16 protein-coding genes are annotated in these 15,661 nt (G+C 53.4%); 7 read left to right on the plus strand and 9 right to left on the minus strand.

The window, feature by feature from the left end:
- Positions 1–20 precede the first annotated feature (20 nt).
- The gene (locus RHP47_RS07150) at positions 21–440 is read right to left on the minus strand and encodes a photosystem I reaction center subunit II PsaD (RefSeq protein WP_149819488.1); all 420 of its coding nucleotides are present in this window, start codon (positions 438–440) and stop codon (positions 21–23) included.
- A 377-nt stretch (positions 441–817) separates the two neighbouring features.
- Between RHP47_RS07150 and RHP47_RS07155 the strand changes: the two genes are divergently transcribed.
- Positions 818–1,453, plus strand: coding sequence for a YqiA/YcfP family alpha/beta fold hydrolase (locus tag RHP47_RS07155; RefSeq protein ID WP_149819490.1), 636 nt, complete (start codon positions 818–820; stop codon positions 1,451–1,453).
- On the opposite strand, the gene RHP47_RS07160 is transcribed toward RHP47_RS07155, so the two are convergent.
- On the minus strand, positions 1,438–2,424 hold the full coding sequence (locus tag RHP47_RS07160; RefSeq protein ID WP_302679217.1) for a methyltransferase domain-containing protein: 987 nt from the start codon (positions 2,422–2,424) through the stop codon (positions 1,438–1,440). The two genes, RHP47_RS07155 and RHP47_RS07160, sit on opposite strands and share 16 nt — an antisense overlap.
- Positions 2,425–2,656: 232 nt before the next feature.
- Here RHP47_RS07160 and ribBA point away from each other — a divergent pair, with 232 nt between their 5' ends.
- Positions 2,657–4,300: a bifunctional 3,4-dihydroxy-2-butanone-4-phosphate synthase/GTP cyclohydrolase II gene (gene ribBA, locus RHP47_RS07165; protein ID WP_286627175.1), complete on the plus strand. Its 1,644-nt coding sequence runs from the start codon at positions 2,657–2,659 to the stop codon at positions 4,298–4,300.
- A gap of 54 nt (positions 4,301–4,354) precedes the next feature.
- Here ribBA and RHP47_RS07170 read toward each other — a convergent pair whose 3' ends face one another.
- Genes RHP47_RS07170 through RHP47_RS07180 form a run of 3 tightly spaced genes read right to left on the minus strand, consistent with a single transcriptional unit; the run spans position 4,355 to position 6,476 of the window.
- A complete protein-coding gene (locus RHP47_RS07170) occupies positions 4,355–4,942 on the minus strand; it encodes a 4'-phosphopantetheinyl transferase superfamily protein (protein ID WP_149819495.1) in 588 nt (195 codons plus the stop codon).
- 1 nt (position 4,943) lies between these two features.
- Positions 4,944–5,381 (minus strand): hypothetical protein, encoded by a 438-nt coding sequence (locus tag RHP47_RS07175; RefSeq protein ID WP_226971906.1) that lies wholly within the window; start codon positions 5,379–5,381, stop codon positions 4,944–4,946.
- A 60-nt stretch (positions 5,382–5,441) separates the two neighbouring features.
- Positions 5,442–6,476, minus strand: a complete 1,035-nt coding sequence (locus tag RHP47_RS07180) for a Gfo/Idh/MocA family protein (RefSeq protein ID WP_149819497.1) — start codon at positions 6,474–6,476, stop codon at positions 5,442–5,444.
- Between the two features lie 143 nt (positions 6,477–6,619).
- Between RHP47_RS07180 and queC the strand changes: the two genes are divergently transcribed.
- The 5 genes from queC (at position 6,620) to RHP47_RS07205 (ending at position 11,602) form a co-directional block, all read left to right on the plus strand.
- Positions 6,620–7,321: a 7-cyano-7-deazaguanine synthase QueC gene (gene queC / locus RHP47_RS07185; RefSeq protein WP_310840077.1), complete on the plus strand. Its 702-nt coding sequence runs from the start codon at positions 6,620–6,622 to the stop codon at positions 7,319–7,321.
- A 125-nt stretch (positions 7,322–7,446) separates the two neighbouring features.
- Positions 7,447–9,369 carry a molecular chaperone DnaK gene (gene dnaK / locus RHP47_RS07190; protein ID WP_310840078.1) on the plus strand — a complete coding sequence of 641 codons (1,923 nt, stop codon included), beginning with the start codon at positions 7,447–7,449 and terminating at the stop codon, positions 9,367–9,369.
- Between the two features lie 205 nt (positions 9,370–9,574).
- Positions 9,575–9,739 (plus strand): hypothetical protein, encoded by a 165-nt coding sequence (locus RHP47_RS07195; protein ID WP_011057571.1) that lies wholly within the window; start codon positions 9,575–9,577, stop codon positions 9,737–9,739.
- A 10-nt stretch (positions 9,740–9,749) separates the two neighbouring features.
- Entirely contained in the window at positions 9,750–10,049 is a 300-nt protein-coding gene (locus RHP47_RS07200; RefSeq protein ID WP_149819503.1) for a TMEM165/GDT1 family protein, read from the plus strand.
- A gap of 125 nt (positions 10,050–10,174) precedes the next feature.
- The gene (locus RHP47_RS07205; protein ID WP_310840079.1) at positions 10,175–11,602 is read left to right on the plus strand and encodes a mechanosensitive ion channel domain-containing protein; all 1,428 of its coding nucleotides are present in this window, start codon (positions 10,175–10,177) and stop codon (positions 11,600–11,602) included.
- Between the two features lie 5 nt (positions 11,603–11,607).
- Here RHP47_RS07205 and RHP47_RS07210 read toward each other — a convergent pair whose 3' ends face one another.
- From RHP47_RS07210 to RHP47_RS07225, 4 genes are all read right to left on the minus strand, one after another.
- Positions 11,608–11,982 (minus strand): YraN family protein, encoded by a 375-nt coding sequence (locus tag RHP47_RS07210; protein WP_149819506.1) that lies wholly within the window; start codon positions 11,980–11,982, stop codon positions 11,608–11,610.
- Positions 11,983–11,987: 5 nt separating this feature from the next.
- Positions 11,988–13,268 (minus strand): glutamyl-tRNA reductase, encoded by a 1,281-nt coding sequence (locus RHP47_RS07215; protein WP_149819508.1) that lies wholly within the window; start codon positions 13,266–13,268, stop codon positions 11,988–11,990.
- A gap of 103 nt (positions 13,269–13,371) precedes the next feature.
- Entirely contained in the window at positions 13,372–14,265 is an 894-nt protein-coding gene (locus RHP47_RS07220; RefSeq protein ID WP_310840080.1) for an Rpn family recombination-promoting nuclease/putative transposase, read from the minus strand.
- 36 nt (positions 14,266–14,301) lie between these two features.
- Complete coding sequence (locus RHP47_RS07225; protein ID WP_149819513.1) at positions 14,302–15,603, minus strand: valine--pyruvate transaminase; 1,302 nt, start codon at positions 15,601–15,603, stop codon at positions 14,302–14,304.
- Positions 15,604–15,661 lie beyond the last annotated feature (58 nt).

Genomic DNA, 15,661 nt, shown 5'->3' on the forward strand with positions numbered 1-15,661 from the left:
GGAGATAGCTCAGCACCGACCTATGGATCGTAGGGCTTCTTGCCGGTGAACTTCAGTTGCGAGGGATTGGGATTTTGGCCAATGGAGCGGGGCACTGAGTTGACGGCTTCACGCCCTTGGTTCACCTTCTCAGGGAAAACACCATCCTTGGGATGGATCAACACCGTTTCGCCATCGGGGAAAATGCGGTAGATTTTGTAGTCATTGATTTTGCGGGGACGCAGTTGCTGAGCGGCTAGGGCAAGGCACTGCTCCTTACGGGCAAGGTAAACAAGATTTTCCCCTTCACGCATAACCGCAGCCCCAGCCGTCGGCATTTCAAAAACCTGCTCTTTGGGGCTTGTCCAGGTGATGGCGTATTTCTCTTCGGTGTCCGCTGCGCTGAGGAGGCCGCCGGTGCTGCCACCATAGAGCGGGGGTTGCCCAGTGAGTGTTGTCATGCGTTCGATCCTCAATCTCTCACGTTTTCATCTTTAAGATCGGCCAGAGACAACCCTTTTCTTGGATATGGGATACATCAAGGGGATGCAATCTTCTCCCAAGGGCTTTCGCAGTTTTGAGCGTTTGCCCTCCTTGCGAAAAGGGCTGTAGCCAGATTCAACGGCATCGTAGCATTGAAATCGCGGTGTTGACGCGAGTTGTGAGAAACTGTAACAGTTCCCTCCAAGTAGGCGCTGTCATAGGCTTTTTCGATGGAGATCCACGGCTATCCTCAATTGCCGTTAGTCTTAAGCCGATGTTTGAAGGGCAAATTGGTTAAGATTATTGACAAAGTGCAGCAAAAATATGTCCACTCCTCACAGGGAATGGTTGAGCAATGCAATATCTCTACCTCCATGGATTTGCCTCGTCGCCTCGCTCTGCGAAGGCCCAGTATTTTCGCGATCGCTTTGCGGAACTCGGTCAACCGCTACTCATTCCTGATCTCAATCAAGGGGATTTTTTTCACTTGACCCTGAGTCGTCAAATTGACCAGGTAGAAGCGCTGCTCGCCCCAGAGGAACCCGTCACATTGATTGGCTCCAGTTTTGGTGGCCTGACGGCTGCTTGGCTAGCCGAAAAGCATCCCCAAGTGGTGCAACTCTTTCTTCTTGCTCCTGCCTTTGAGTTTGCGATCCATTGGCTGCCGCGCTTGGGCGATCAATACCGCCGCTGGCAAGAAACGGGTGTGCTGGAGGTGTATCACTACACCAAAGAACGCCTGCTGCCCCTTAGCTATGGCTTTGCCAAGGATTTACTGGAGTACGACGATCGCCAGCTGCAGCGGCCTGTGCCCACCCTCATTTTCCATGGTCTTCAGGATGAGGTGATTCCCATCGAAGCCAGTCGTCGCTACTGTGAAGGCCGCCCTTGGGTGAGTCGGGTGGAATTGGACAGTGATCACGCCCTCAAGGACGTACAGCCGGCCATTTGGGGCATGATGTATCCGATCATCTATCAGCAGTTAACTTGAGAGGCTGGGTCAAGGGAGACCGCAGGAATTTCTGCTCGCACAGCGCGAAACATGCCAAAGCGGCACAGTCCCATGCCAAAGGCAATCCGCATCAACAGAAATGTGGGTACTTCCCGCAAAGATTTCACTAGCCCCGCTAGGCCAAAGCGAATCAGCCCCTCTGGTCGCACAATTCCCTGCCAAATCGAATCTAGCCACGAGGGGAGCGTTTCCTGTGTCCAGTCAGCAGTGATCACCTCTCCAGCCACTAAACCTGTTGCGGCAAGGGCTTCGGCAAAGCCTTCAATACTGGCAAAGGCGGGGTGTGCCCATTGATCCAAGAGCTGCCGCATAATGAGCCGCTCCCAGAGGTTCAAGGGGTGCTGGCGATCGTCCCTTTGGTTCCAATCGGCAACCACAAGAATCCCCCCCGGCTTTAGGACACGGAGTAATTCCTTAGCAAACTGCTGTTTATCGGGCATGTGCGGGCCTGCCTCAATTGACCAAACCACGTCAAAGCTGGCATCTGGAAATGACAAGGCTAGAGCGTCATCCACTTGAAACTGCACATTGAGATCGGCAGGAGTGAGTTCCCGCGCCCGCCGTACCTGTTCAGGGCTGATTGTAATTCCCGTCACGTGAAAGCCATAGTCACGCGCTAGCATACGACTGCTCCCGCCAATGCCACAGCCCACATCCAAAACCGTTGTCCCCGGCGGCAGGCGATCGAGACCCCCCCAGCGCACCATTTCATGGACAAAATCTGCCTTTGCTTGGCGAAAGTCCTTGGGACGGGGGGGCGAACCATAGTGGCCAAGGTGAATATGCTCACCCCAGTAAAATTCAAGAATGCCGTCATTGGTCCAGTCGTCATAGGACTCGGCGACAGAGCGGGCAGACTCGTACTTGCGAGGAAACAGGAGATAAAGCGCTAACCCCACGAGGACTAACGCACCAACAATGATAACCAGTATGAGCAATAGATGAGACATGCAGCAGATTGGCTGGTGAAACCTTTCACTATGATGACGAGGTTTTTAGCATTTCCACAAGGGAAAGAGCCACAGATGGGTTTTCATAGGAGATCGTACGCTGTTCAATACTATCTTGAAAAGTTGGTGCAATCCTGCCTGCTAGTGCTGCGGGCACCCAATCCTCGTGAAAAAGGCTGTAACTTAATAATAAGGAGCCTTAAAAATTCTGGAAGGAACTGCCTTGGCGGATGTGCCTGTGTTTGACTCGATTGAATCTGCGTTGGATGCCCTGCGGCGGGGTGAAGTTATCGTCGTGGTGGATGATGAGAATCGTGAGAATGAGGGGGATCTCATTGGTGCCGCTGAGCGTGTGACCCCAGCCATGATTAACTTTATGGCGGTTCATGCCCGAGGACTGATTTGCCTCGCCATGGAGGGCGATCGCCTCGATGAATTGGATTTGCCCTTGATGGTAACAACAAACACCGATAGCAATCAAACGGCTTTTACGGTCAGTGTGGATGCCGGCCCGCGTTGGGGCGTGACCACAGGCATTTCCGCCGAAGACCGTGCCCGCACCATTCAAGCCCTCATTGACCCGACGACCCAGCCTCAAGATTTACGTCGCCCCGGCCATGTCTTTCCCCTGCGATCGCGCCCTGGGGGGGTTCTCAAGCGAGCCGGCCATACCGAAGCCGCCGTCGATCTGACACGGTTGGCAGGGCTGTATCCAGCGGGGGTCATCTGTGAGATTCAAAATCCCGACGGCACCATGTCGCGGCTGCCCCAACTCATTGAATATGCTCGCACCCACCAACTGAAGATTATTAGCATTGCCGACTTAATTAGCTATCGTCTCCAGCATGAGCGTTTTGTCCGCCGCGAAGCTGTGGCCAAGCTACCGACGGAGTTCGGTGAATTTCAAATCTATGGCTATCGCAATTCCCTCGATCAATCGGAGCACGTCGCCATTGTCAAAGGAGATCCTGCCACGTTTAGCGAGCAACCCGTGCTGGTGCGCGTTCATTCTGAATGTTTGACGGGCGATGCCCTCGGTTCACTGCGCTGCGATTGTCGGATGCAACTGCAAGCGGCTCTGAAAATGATTAACGCGGCAGGACGCGGTGTGGTGGTTTATCTGCGCCAAGAGGGTCGTGGCATTGGCCTAGTCAACAAGCTACGTGCCTATTCCCTGCAAGATTTAGGGATGGACACCGTGGAAGCTAATGAGCACCTCGGCTTCCCAGCGGATTTGCGTAACTATGGTGTTGGCGCCCAAATGCTCAATGACTTGGGAGTGAAGCAGATTCGCCTGATTACCAATAACCCCCGTAAAATTGCTGGCCTCAAGGGCTATGGCCTCGAAGTGGTGGATCGGGTGCCCCTGCTGATTGAAGCGACGCCCTACAACACCCCCTACTTGACGACTAAGGCGGAGAAACTGGGGCATCTGCTGCTACAAACTTACCTGATCACAGTGGCCTTTCGCTGGCAGGAGTTGCAATTAGATGCGGGCGATCGCTATGAGCGGTTGGAAAAAATACGTCATCTGGCCGCAGGCGTCCATTTGCTAGTGCGCGAAGAAGCTCGGCCCGTTGCCCAGGCCATCTTTGGACATCCTGACCTGATTGTTCACTTTGGCTTTGACCAACCCCATGTGGCCGATCGCCAGTGGTATCAGCAGCCGGAACACCCCTATGTGCTTGCGGTGCAAACCCTGCTGCGGCAATTTTGCCAATGGCCCACTCTCAAGGGATTTGAGTTTCTCGTAGCGACAGGCAGCGATCCAATGCTCAACCTACCGATGGCTCTCGATCGCCAAGCCTACACCCAACAGCCCCCCAGTGAGTGGCAGCCTCATCTCATCTATTCATGGTCAGCAGTAGCAGGTTAAAGCGTCGATGGGTATCTTGGAAGATTTACGCCGTTTTCAAGTGTGAACATTCATTTATCCCACTACTTCTGGCCGAAAAAAGACACACTGGAGCGGCGTTGGCGTTAGCACAACAACACTGGCAATGGCGCGATCGCCCACGGGGAAACTGACTGCCCAATGTTCTAAAGGCTGAGCTGCTGTTCGCTGCCATACCCCGATCCCCTGAGCCTTGAGCCACGCTTCATAGTATGTCCATGCCTGGAGAAACGAGCGATCGCTCCCCTCTAATATCCTTTGTTGCAGAGCCGCCCCAAAAAACCGCCGACTAATGGCTGAACGCTGAGGACAGGGGCGCAAGATCTCTACATCTACCCCTACAGCCGCCCGGCCACTCACAGCCAACACTGCTAAGTTACCACTATGGCTCCAGTTAAATTCCAAAGCATCCAAATAGGGCTTACCCCCAGCGGTACGCGGTAGAGGCTTCTCGCCAAGATTCGGCTGATAGCGTCGTAAATAGGCGCGCAGGGTAACCTCACGGGGCACATCAGGGGGAAGCGTTAACCACCAAAGATGCAGCGCATGGGAATACAAGGTGAGATTGTCGTGTGGCGCCTGCCATTGAGGGGCAACAATCGGGGGTAGGGGGAAATCCCACACATTAGAGACTGAGGCGTTTTTTTAGTGACAATAGGTGAGTGCGGGGATTAATGGGGCTGCGGGGCAGCGGTAACTCAAAATTCGGCCAATTGGGCAGACTGGCACAGGGACAGTGTACAGGGGGTAACCCATGACAGGGTAGAGGCACAGGCATTTGGCAGCGGGCACAGGGGGTAATGTCCCAACAGTCGCTCAAGAGTTGCGTAATCGTCTCCGCCGTGTCCTCAAGAAAGCAGTCTCCTGCCTGACCAGAGATCACATAGGCCCAGCAGGCCTCAAAGGCTTGACTGTAGCGATCGCCCTGAAGGACAGGTTGCGGCAGCACCGTATGCGCTCCGCCCCAAATACACAGCCGTTTGCCCAGCTGAAACCAGTAGGCGAGATAGGACTTCACCTTTGCTTGGGCTGCCAAAAAGGCACAACCTTCCAGATCCGTCATTGACACAACCCTCGCTGCTGTACTTACTACCCTAGCGCAAGGAAACGAGGGCGATGCGTGCTAACGAATCAGTGCCGCCAAGGAAGCATCCAACTGTCCCCAACTGTGGCCATCAAGGGCTAACTGCTCAATGAGACTGGCCAAGCGCAATGCTTTGAGTGCCTGCTCCCCACCCACCGAGGGGGGTTGACCGCCACGGACGCAGTTGACGAAGTGCTCCAACTCGGCATGGAGAGGTTCAATATTGCTGGTATAGACCTTCTCAATGAGACCGTCTTGGCGGTAAAGGACTTGGCCATGATCGGCACTGCACGATGCGGTGGTTTTGCGGTGAATGAGAATCTCGTTTTTCAGGAAATCTGCCTCCGTGAGGGAATTTTTGCAGTGGGCAGCAATGCGCCGTTGTTTGCGGTGGGTGACTTTACTGGCTGTGAGGGTGGCAATAATGCCGTTGGCAAAGCCCAATGTGGCGGTCACGTAGTCCAGATACCCAGAGTTGGCAGAGCGACTGCCGGCGGCCGTTAGGCGCACCACCGGGGAATTGGTGAGTTCCAGCAACAGGTCAATGTCGTGAATCATTAAGTCGAGAACCACTGAGACATCATTGGCGCGATCGGAGTAGGGACTCATGCGATCGGCTTCAAGGGCAAGGATTTCCTCCGTGCGCAGAACTTTGCTCAGTTCTTGAAATGCAGGGTTAAATCGCTCAATATGTCCGACTTGGAGGATGCACTGGCACTCCGCTGCTGCGTTGACGAGGGATTCTGCTTCACTAATACTGGCGGCAATCGGTTTTTCCACCAAGACATGTACCCCGTGGCGCAAGCAGGTAATGCCTACTTCATGGTGGAGACGGGTGGGCACGGCAATACACACCGCCTCAACGTGGGGCAGCAAATCAACATAGTTTTCAAAAAATTTCACCCGATATTTGCTAGCGGTATCAATGCCCCGCTCCAGATTCACGTCAGAGATGCCCACAAGTTCGACATCTTTGAGTAAACTCAAAACACGGGTGTGGTGCTGACCCATGTTGCCAACACCGATGACGCCAATGCGCAGTGGTTCGGGCTGGGGACGGACGGCAGAACTCATGTCTAGTTATTTCACTCCTCTACGCAACCGGGGAAGGGCTTGGTGTTGGCGATCGCCCGCCGTAAGTAGAAACTCACAGAATGAACATTTTCAGAAAGATGCTACCACAGCATTGCCAAATGTAAAGGTTTTGATAGACAGCTATGATGACGACACCAAAGGCCGTCGTGTTGCTCTCAGGGGGGTTAGACTCCAGCACGGTGTTATTTCGTGCCAAGGCACTGGGTTATGCTTGCTATGCCCTCTCCTTTGACTATGGGCAGCGCCATCGGCGGGAATTAGAAGCCGCGATCGCCATTGCCAGTGCCGCGGGGGTGATTCAGCATCAAATCCTCTCCTTGAATTTGCAGTTATGGGGCGGCTCTGCCTTGACTGATTTGACGATTGACTTGCCCCGCGATCGCGATCTGGCCACCATGAGCCAAGAGATTCCCATTACCTATGTCCCCGCCCGCAATACAATTTTCTTGAGTGTTGCCCTTGCCTATGCCGAAGCCCTAGGGGCGCAAACTGTGCACATTGGCGTCAGTGCCCTCGATTACTCTGGCTATCCCGACTGTCGCCCCGACTATATTGCCGCAATGCAGGAGGTCTATCGCTTGGGTACCAAACAGGGGCGTGAAGGCCAGCCCATTGAAATTGTCACCCCCCTCATTGAACTTCACAAAAAAGACATCATTCGTCTGGGGAATGAGTACGGCGTTCCTTGGGAAAAAACTTGGTCCTGTTACAGCGATGACCAACAGGCCTGTGGTCGCTGCGATGCCTGTCGATTGCGTTTAGCGGCCTTTGCCGAGTTGGGTTTAGGGGATCCCTTGCCCTACGCGGTTCACCCCCCGCTCTAGGTTCGGTAAATCCCCCTTTTGCTCATGGCAGCAGCGATCGCACTATAGGAAGGAGAGAGGGTTAAGCCCAATATGGGTGCTGTGCCCCGCATCGAAGTTAGCCTGCAAAGGGAGTTTTCGTCGCTATGGCAAAAGTTGTCGGAATTGATCTGGGGACCACCAACTCCTGTGTGGCCGTCATGGAAGGGGGCAAGCCCACGGTTATTGCCAATGCTGAAGGGTTTCGGACAACGCCCTCCGTTGTTGCCTACACCAAAAATGGCGATCGCCTCGTGGGTCAAATTGCCAAACGGCAAGCAGTGATGAACCCCGAAAATACCTTTTATTCTGTGAAGCGCTTTATTGGCCGTCGCTTTGATGAAGTGACCCACGAAGCCACCGAGGTCTCCTACAAAGTTTTGAACGTCAATGGCAACGTTAAGCTGGATTGCCCTGCCCTTGGCAAACAGTTTGCCCCCGAAGAAATTTCTGCTCAAGTCTTGCGCAAACTAAAAGAGGATGCCAGCAAATATCTTGGCGAGGAAGTCACCCAAGCGGTGATTACTGTGCCCGCCTACTTCAACGACTCGCAGCGCCAAGCCACCAAAGACGCTGGCAAAATTGCCGGTCTTGAAGTGCTGCGGATCATCAACGAACCCACCGCCGCTTCCTTGGCCTATGGCCTAGATAAAAAAGCCAATGAAACCATCCTCGTCTTTGACCTTGGCGGTGGTACCTTTGACGTGTCCATCCTTGAAGTCGGTGATGGCGTTTTTGAAGTGCTCGCCACCTCCGGGGACACCCACCTTGGTGGTGACGACTTTGACAAGAAAATTGTGGACTACTTGGCTGAGTCCTTCCGTGCCCAAGAAGGCATTGACCTGCGCAAAGACAAACAGGCGCTGCAACGGCTGACGGAAGCGGCAGAAAAAGCCAAGATTGAACTTTCCAGCGTCATGCAAACGGAAATTAACCTGCCCTTCATTACTGCAACGCAGAATGGGCCTAAGCACCTCGACATGACGCTCACCCGCGCCAAATTTGAGGAACTCTGCTCTGACCTCATTGACCGTTGTCGCGTACCCGTTGAGCAAGCCCTCAGGGATGCCAAACTCAGCAAAGAGCAGATTGATGAAGTGGTGCTCGTCGGCGGTTCCACCCGCATTCCTGCCATCCAAGAGCTGGTCAAACGGCTATTGGGCAAAGACCCCAACCAGAGTGTGAACCCCGATGAAGTCGTGGCGGTGGGTGCCGCTATTCAAGCTGGGGTGCTGGCAGGGGAAGTGAAAGACATTCTTCTCCTCGATGTCACACCGCTGTCTTTGGGGGTGGAAACCCTTGGGGGTGTGATGACGAAAATTATTCCCCGCAACACCACGATCCCGACGAAAAAATCTGAAGTCTTCTCTACTGCGGTTGATGGTCAAACCAATGTGGAGATCCACGTCCTGCAAGGGGAGCGGGAAATGGCCGCCGATAACAAGAGCCTCGGTACCTTCCGTTTGGATGGCATTCCGCCGGCACCCCGTGGCGTGCCCCAAATCGAAGTCACGTTCGATATTGATGCCAACGGTATCCTCAACGTCACCGCTCGCGACAAAGGCACCGGCAAACAGCAGTCCATTAGCATCACCGGCGCCTCAACGCTGCCTAAGGATGAAGTGGAACGCATGGTGCGCGAAGCGGAAATGAATGCCGCTGCCGATAAAGCCAAACGCGAGAAAATTGAGACCAAAAACCAAGCGGAGCAACTCTGCTATCAAGCGGAGAAACAACTATCCGAATTAGGTGACAAAGTCTCGACCAACGACAAAGACCGCCTCACCTCCCTCATTGCTAACCTGCGATCGGAAATCGGCACTGAAGCTGAGAAGAAACCCATTGAGTCCATTGACTTTGGACGGGTGAAATCGCTGATGCAGGATCTGCAACAAACCCTCTACAGCGTTGGCTCCAGTGTCTACCAAAGTGCGCAGTCCAGTGATGGAACTGGCTCCAGCAGCAGCGGTAGCAGTGGTAGTGGCGGTGATGATGAAGTGATTGACGCTGAGTTCTCGGAAACCAAATAGTCCCGCCCATTGGCAACTTTCTGCCAGAACAAGACTCCTCCTCCCCCTAGGTGAAAGCTTAGGGGGTTTCTCATTTTTGTGAGGGGGTATAGTCACCGTTTTTTCGATCACAGGCTTCTTGTGCTAGGGGAAAAATTCCGATACAATAAAGTTTCTGTCCTTAATTTTTGTTGAGTGCTGAGACCACCCCACCATTGAGGTAAGCATGGCCAAACGCCGCAATCCCAAGAAAGAAAAAGCTCTTCGTAACCAAGCCTATGCTCGCAAGTTTCGCAAGCGTTCTTCGGGTCGCTACAGCCGCCGCCTAAATACGGAGAATCGCCCAGAGACGAAAACCACCGAGACGGTTGAGGAAATGACGGACGCCTAGAGGGCAGTCGGTGATCAAGCGCGCGTTGCCATGGCGAGAGTTCGGGGTTGCGTTTTTAACCGTTTTTTTGGCTGAATTTGCCGATAAAACTCAAATTGCTGTATTTTTCATGGCCGCCCGCGCTGCCTCCCCTTGGTTGGTGTTTTTGGGAGCAGCTTTGGCCTTAGTAACCACTAGTTTGATTGGGGTATTGATTGGTCGCTGGCTATCACAGTACCTCTCAGAACAACGATTACAAACACTGACCGGCAGTAGTCTCTTGGCGATCGCCCTTTGGCTATTGTGGGATATGCTGCACCCAAGCCTTTGATGACCAAAATATCGCCACTTAATGGCGCGAGAAAGTTCCTTCAGTTGACGATCGCCCCCTGCTAAAGTGAGGGGGTTAGCTTAGGCACTGTCTAAGTTTGTGAACCCCTGAGGAGACTGTGGAGAATGCCATCCCAAGTCATTGAACTGTGGTCATCGTTCGTTAGTATTGCCGATGCACCGTTGTTTCGCCTTGGGCGGGAAACGATTTCCCTGCGTTGGCTGTTTCAAGTGGTGCTGTTGCTCATCCTCGTTGCCATTTTGGCGCGCTTTTTCAAGGGGGTGCTGAAAAATCAACTCCTACCGCGCCTTGGTTTGGATTTAGGCAACCGGGAGGCCATTTCCACTGTGATGAGTGGTGCCGGGGGAGCACTGGGCTACATTATTGTTTTGCAAGCAGTGGGGATTAATCTCGATTCCCTTGCGGTGATTATCGGTGGCTTGGGGGTGGGGATTGGTTTTGGTTTGCAGGATGTCACCCGCAATCTCATCAGTGGCCTGACGCTCCTGATTGAGCGCAAAGTGCGTGTCGGCGACTTTGTGGAAATTGAAAACATCAGTGGCTACGTTCAGGAAGTTTCGATGCGAGCCACGGTGATTCAAACTTTTAACGGTTCAAATGTGGTGGTGCCCAATACCTACCTTGCCGATAGTCCGGTGCTGAATTGGTACTATGAAACCCACCGCGGTCGCATTGATGTTCCCATTGGGGTGGCCTATGGGACAGATCCAGTTTTGGTGACGGAAGTCTTGCTCAACATTGCCCATTCTGAACCAGATGTCCTCAGGGAGCCAGCCCCTCGGGTGATTTTCCGTGAATTTGGCGATTCGGCGCTTGAGTTTGAACTTTGGGTATGGACGGATGCCATTGAGCGGCGAGTGTTCATCAAGAGCAGTCTCAATTTCAAGATTGATTATTACTTTCGGCAGCATAATATCTCGATTCCTTTCCCGCAACGGGACATCTGGATCCGCAATGCGCCAGCGCTCTCTCCCCTCAGTGAGCCAGCCGAAACGGTAGGCATGCCCTTGGCACCGGCAACGCCCTCCTTAAAGTCGCTGCTTCAGCAGGTGAGCTATTTTCAGTGCATGAATGACTTGCAATTACGCTTTCTCATTGAATCGGGCTACCGCAAGCACTTGGCAGCGAAGGAAATTTTGTTCCGTGCTCAGGAGGCAATCAGTAACTTCTACATCGTATTGCAGGGGCAGATGGCGGCGGTCTATGAAGAGAATGGCGAACTCAAGCCGATGATGACGTTTAACCCGGGGGAGCACTTTGGCGAGCTACCACTGATGCTGGGGGTGGCCTGCCCAACAACGATGATGGCAATGACGGATACGGTCTTGTTTGTCCTACCACGGGAGGGATTTGAACAGTTGCTAAAAGAACATCCTTCCCTTGCTGATGAGATTGCGGTGGCGATCGCCCGCCGTCAGGATGTCCTGGCGCAACATCAACAGGAGCTTCAGCAACTGAGTCGCCAAGAGTCGGATCAAAGTCGTCCGATTAACTGGATTCGCGATCGCCTGCAAAAACTCCTGAGTTGGTAAAGTGCTCAATCGGTGGCGTCCAGCGTAAATGCGTGCTCCAAGTATTGATGCAGCCGATAGGTACCTGCTTGGTATCGCACCAAGGCCACATCGAAGCGACAGGGATGATCCTGCCACTGGGGCTGACGTTCTAGGAAGGCTTGGGCGGCCAAAATGAGTTTGCGTTGCTTGCTAGGGGAAATCGCGCCAAGGCCATCATAATCCCAGTTGTGGGAACGGCGGGTTTTCACTTCGACAAAGCGCACCACTCCCCGCGGATCACAGACAACAATATCCAGCTCACCCCAAGGGCAAGACCAGTTCTGAGCCAAAATTTGACACTGCTGGGTTTGTAGCCACGCGACAACTACCGCTTCGCCGCGATCGCCCACGTGGCGCATAGGCCCTAGGCTTCAATGGGTTCGAGATTAAACAAGTCTTGGAGGGTCTGCATAGCGCGTTGACGACTCTCTAAATCCCGCTGTGATTGCAGTTGCACTGTTGGATCATGGAGAATCTTGTTAATAATCGTGCGCGTCATTGCTTCAATGACCCCTTGGTGCTTATCACCAAACTCACTGCCTAAGCGGGAGAGGGCTTTTTCCAGCTCTTGGGTGCGAATGGCTTCCATTTTTTGGCGCAGACTGCGGATGGTGGGAATTGTTTCTAGGGCGTGCCACCAAGCTAAAAAAGTCTCTAATTCTTCCTCAAGGATACCCTCGGCCTCTTGAGCCAATTGGCGTCGCGCCTCTTGGTTTTGGGCGACCACTGCTTCGAGATCATCCACATTAAACAGTTGCACGGAGGCCAATTCTGTCACGTTGGCATGGACATTGCGGGGCACGGAAATATCAATGATGGATAGGGGGCGATCGCCCGTGAGCACCGACCCTAAATTCTCGCGATCCAAGAGGGGTTGTGTCGCTGCTGTACCCGTAAAGACCAAATCCATTGCTGCCACAATCGGCAGTAGATCTGTCATCGTAAAGAGTTCAAAGCGTACTTCGGGAAACTGCTGCGCCAGTTCCTGTGCCCGTTCCAAGGAGCGGTTGATAATGCTCATTTCTTTCACCCCTCGGGCAATCAGGTGTTGCACCACCAAGCGAGACATTTTGCCCGCACCGACAATGGCAATGCGGCAGTTCTGGAGATTTTGCAACCGCAAGTCGGCGAGTTCCACCGCCGCTGAGCTAATGGAGACCGCCCCCGTCCCAATGCTGGTTTCTGTGCGTACCCGTTTACCGGCAGCGATCGCCCCCGTAAAGAGGCGATTGAGAATAGACCCAATGGACTTGTACTGCTGCCCTAACTGATGACAGCGCTTCACTTGGGAGAGAATTTGCCCCTCGCCAATCACCAAGCTATCCAAACCCGAGGCCACCCGCATGAGGTGCATCACCGCATCCTGATGCAGCAGGATAAAGAGGTAGGGACGCAGTTGGGGCAGGGGAATATGACTCCACTCACTGAGAAACTGATGCACTTCCCGCACGCCCACCTCAGTGTCACTAGTAACAATGTAAATTTCTAAGCGGTTACAGGTGCTAAGGATGGTCGCTTCCTGAATATGGGCGTAGCCGCATAGATGTTGCAGTGCCCGCTCCCGCACATCCTCTGGCACACTCAATTTTTCGCGCACATCCACAGGGGCGGTTTTGTGACTCAAGCCAATGACAGCAATATTCATAGGAATCGGTTGACGTTCGGCTGCAACTCCATCAATTGTTGTATCAGGATTCTTGAGCCTCCTTCACGCTTGTTTGCAAGTCTTTACTAAAGGAGGATTCTCCCTAACCGAGATTCCTGAGCCAGCCCCTCAGGTCTTCTAGGGTCGCAAAGTCAAGGAGAGCTTCTGCCAACGCTTCAATCTGATGGGGAGGGAGCTGGCGAATGCGCTCTTCAAGACTAGTTGGTAAATCGCCAAACCGCCGTCTTAACTGCCGCAAGACAACAAGTACCTCTCCCTGCTGTAATCCCTGCTGTAATCCCTGCTGTAATCCCTGCCGTAAGCCCCGTTGTAACCCTTCCTCTTGTGCCTCGGCATAGACCTCTTGGTAAAACCGTGTCCGCTTCAGCTCCTCCGTCGTAAACCCCAGCATGCGCAGCACCTCCTCCCGACTCAGCTTGGTGAACTTGTACAGCACAATGGTAGTGATTAACTCTATTATGGCTTCCAAGTTTGGCGCTCTTTCGGTCTGGCTGCGCTGGGCAAGTAATCGGGCGACTCTGGGCATCTCTGCCTCTGGTACCACCATCAACTGCATCAGGGCAAGGCTCAAGGGCAATTCCGCTGGCGACCCCAGTTCATTCAAATACACCCGCCGCAGGCGATCGCTCTTGACCAACACGTCATAGGGTTCAAAGGAAACTTGTTCGGCTTGGCGATGGGGATAAATGACCACCGCTTGCCAATCAGAGAAAGTTTGGCGGTACAGGCGCAAGTAGAGAAAAATCTCAGCAAAGAAGCGTTCGTAGAAGGTAGTGTCCCGCTGAAACTGAACTTCACAGAAATAGACGGTTCCTGAGGGGTCAGGGGGGAGAAAGACGCCGTCAATGCGAAAGGCCGTTTGCTTCAGCTCCACGGAGTCAAAGCGGTAGCCCTGCGGGGGATTGATTCCCAAAAGGTCAAACAGTGTCTGGGGCAGCTGGGCAAACAGTTGGTAAAAGAGGGAGTCACGGCGCATTGAGAAATGAGGAAGTACTTACCCATGAAGGAGGGCTTAAGCGAGGACATCAGAATAGGAGCGGCTAGGGAACTCTTGATACACCTGTGTAATAGTGGCGGCGAGCCGTTGCATGCCAAGGGCAATTTCCTCATCACTGGCAGTGAGACTAATACGCAGGCACTCCTGTTTGTGGCGCCACGGCTCGGTCAAGCCGGGGAAAAAGGAACTGCCGGGAACCACAATCACCCCTGCTCGCTTCAGGTGTTGATATAATTCCCAATCTGTCATGGGTAAATCCCGTAGCCACAGCCACGCGAAAATTGCCCCCTCACCGCGATGCAAAAACCAAGGAAGATCCTTGGGCAAAGCAGTTCGTAGGTTTTCTTCGAGAACTGTAAACTTGCGCTGATAAAAGGGACGAATGACATTGACGGATACTTCGGCTAGGGCACCATTGGCAATGGCTAAGGCCGCGATCGCCTGACCGTAGCGCGAGGCATGAATACAGGCATTGGTTTGAAAGGCTTCGAGAACACTCAAAATCTCGCGATCGCCAATGGCAATCCCCACCCGTTCCCCCGGTAGTCCTGCTTTTGAGAGGCTGAGGCAGTGGACAATATTGCCGCCAAAAACGGGTGCTAGTTCCGTAAAGTTCAAGCTGGGATAGGGGGGGCCATAGGCAGCATCAATCAACACTGGAACGCCATAGGGGACAGCGAGATCAGCAATTTGCCGCACCTCGACATCCGTGAGCACATTTCCCGTCGGATTGCAGGGACGAGAGAAGATGACGCATCCAGTCGTCTCATCAATGTGGAGTTGTTGAAAGTCGGGACGATACTTAAAGGTGTGATCCGCTTCAAAAATCTCAAGGCGCGGACGATAGGCAACAACGGTATCAGGGGTAAGGCTGACGCCACCATAACCCGTATATTCTGGACTCAAGGGGAGAACGACTTTCTTTAATTCACCGTTGGCGCTAAAGCCCCCAAAAGCATTGGCAGCAAAGAAGTAGATGGCCTGACTGCCGGGGGTGACAAGGACATTGCGCTCCGTCAGGTTCAAACCATAGCGGCGATTAAAATCATCGACAACGGCAGCAATTAGCGGTTCATACCCTTGGCTTGTGCCGTAGCGGCAGACCACTTGGCCAAATTCTGGGCTGGCCATTAGCTCGTGGGTACAGTCGCGCCATAGTTGCTCCACCTCAGGGACAATGAGGGGGTTACCTGCACTCAGGTTAATCAGGTCTTGACCGCGATTCAGGCGCAACGTCTCAATAATATCCTTCATGATTGCCCGAACTCCCGTCAGTTGGGACATTTGCTGGCCAATCTGGGAGAGTGCAGGATTCATAGGCAAAGGACATAGACAGTATTGGTTAGGATAGCATCTGCGCTTCTATTGAGGGACA

It is taken from the genome of Thermosynechococcus sp. QKsg1, from assembly GCF_031586415.1.
In the GTDB taxonomy this organism is placed as follows: Bacteria; Cyanobacteriota; Cyanobacteriia; order Thermosynechococcales; family Thermosynechococcaceae; genus Thermosynechococcus.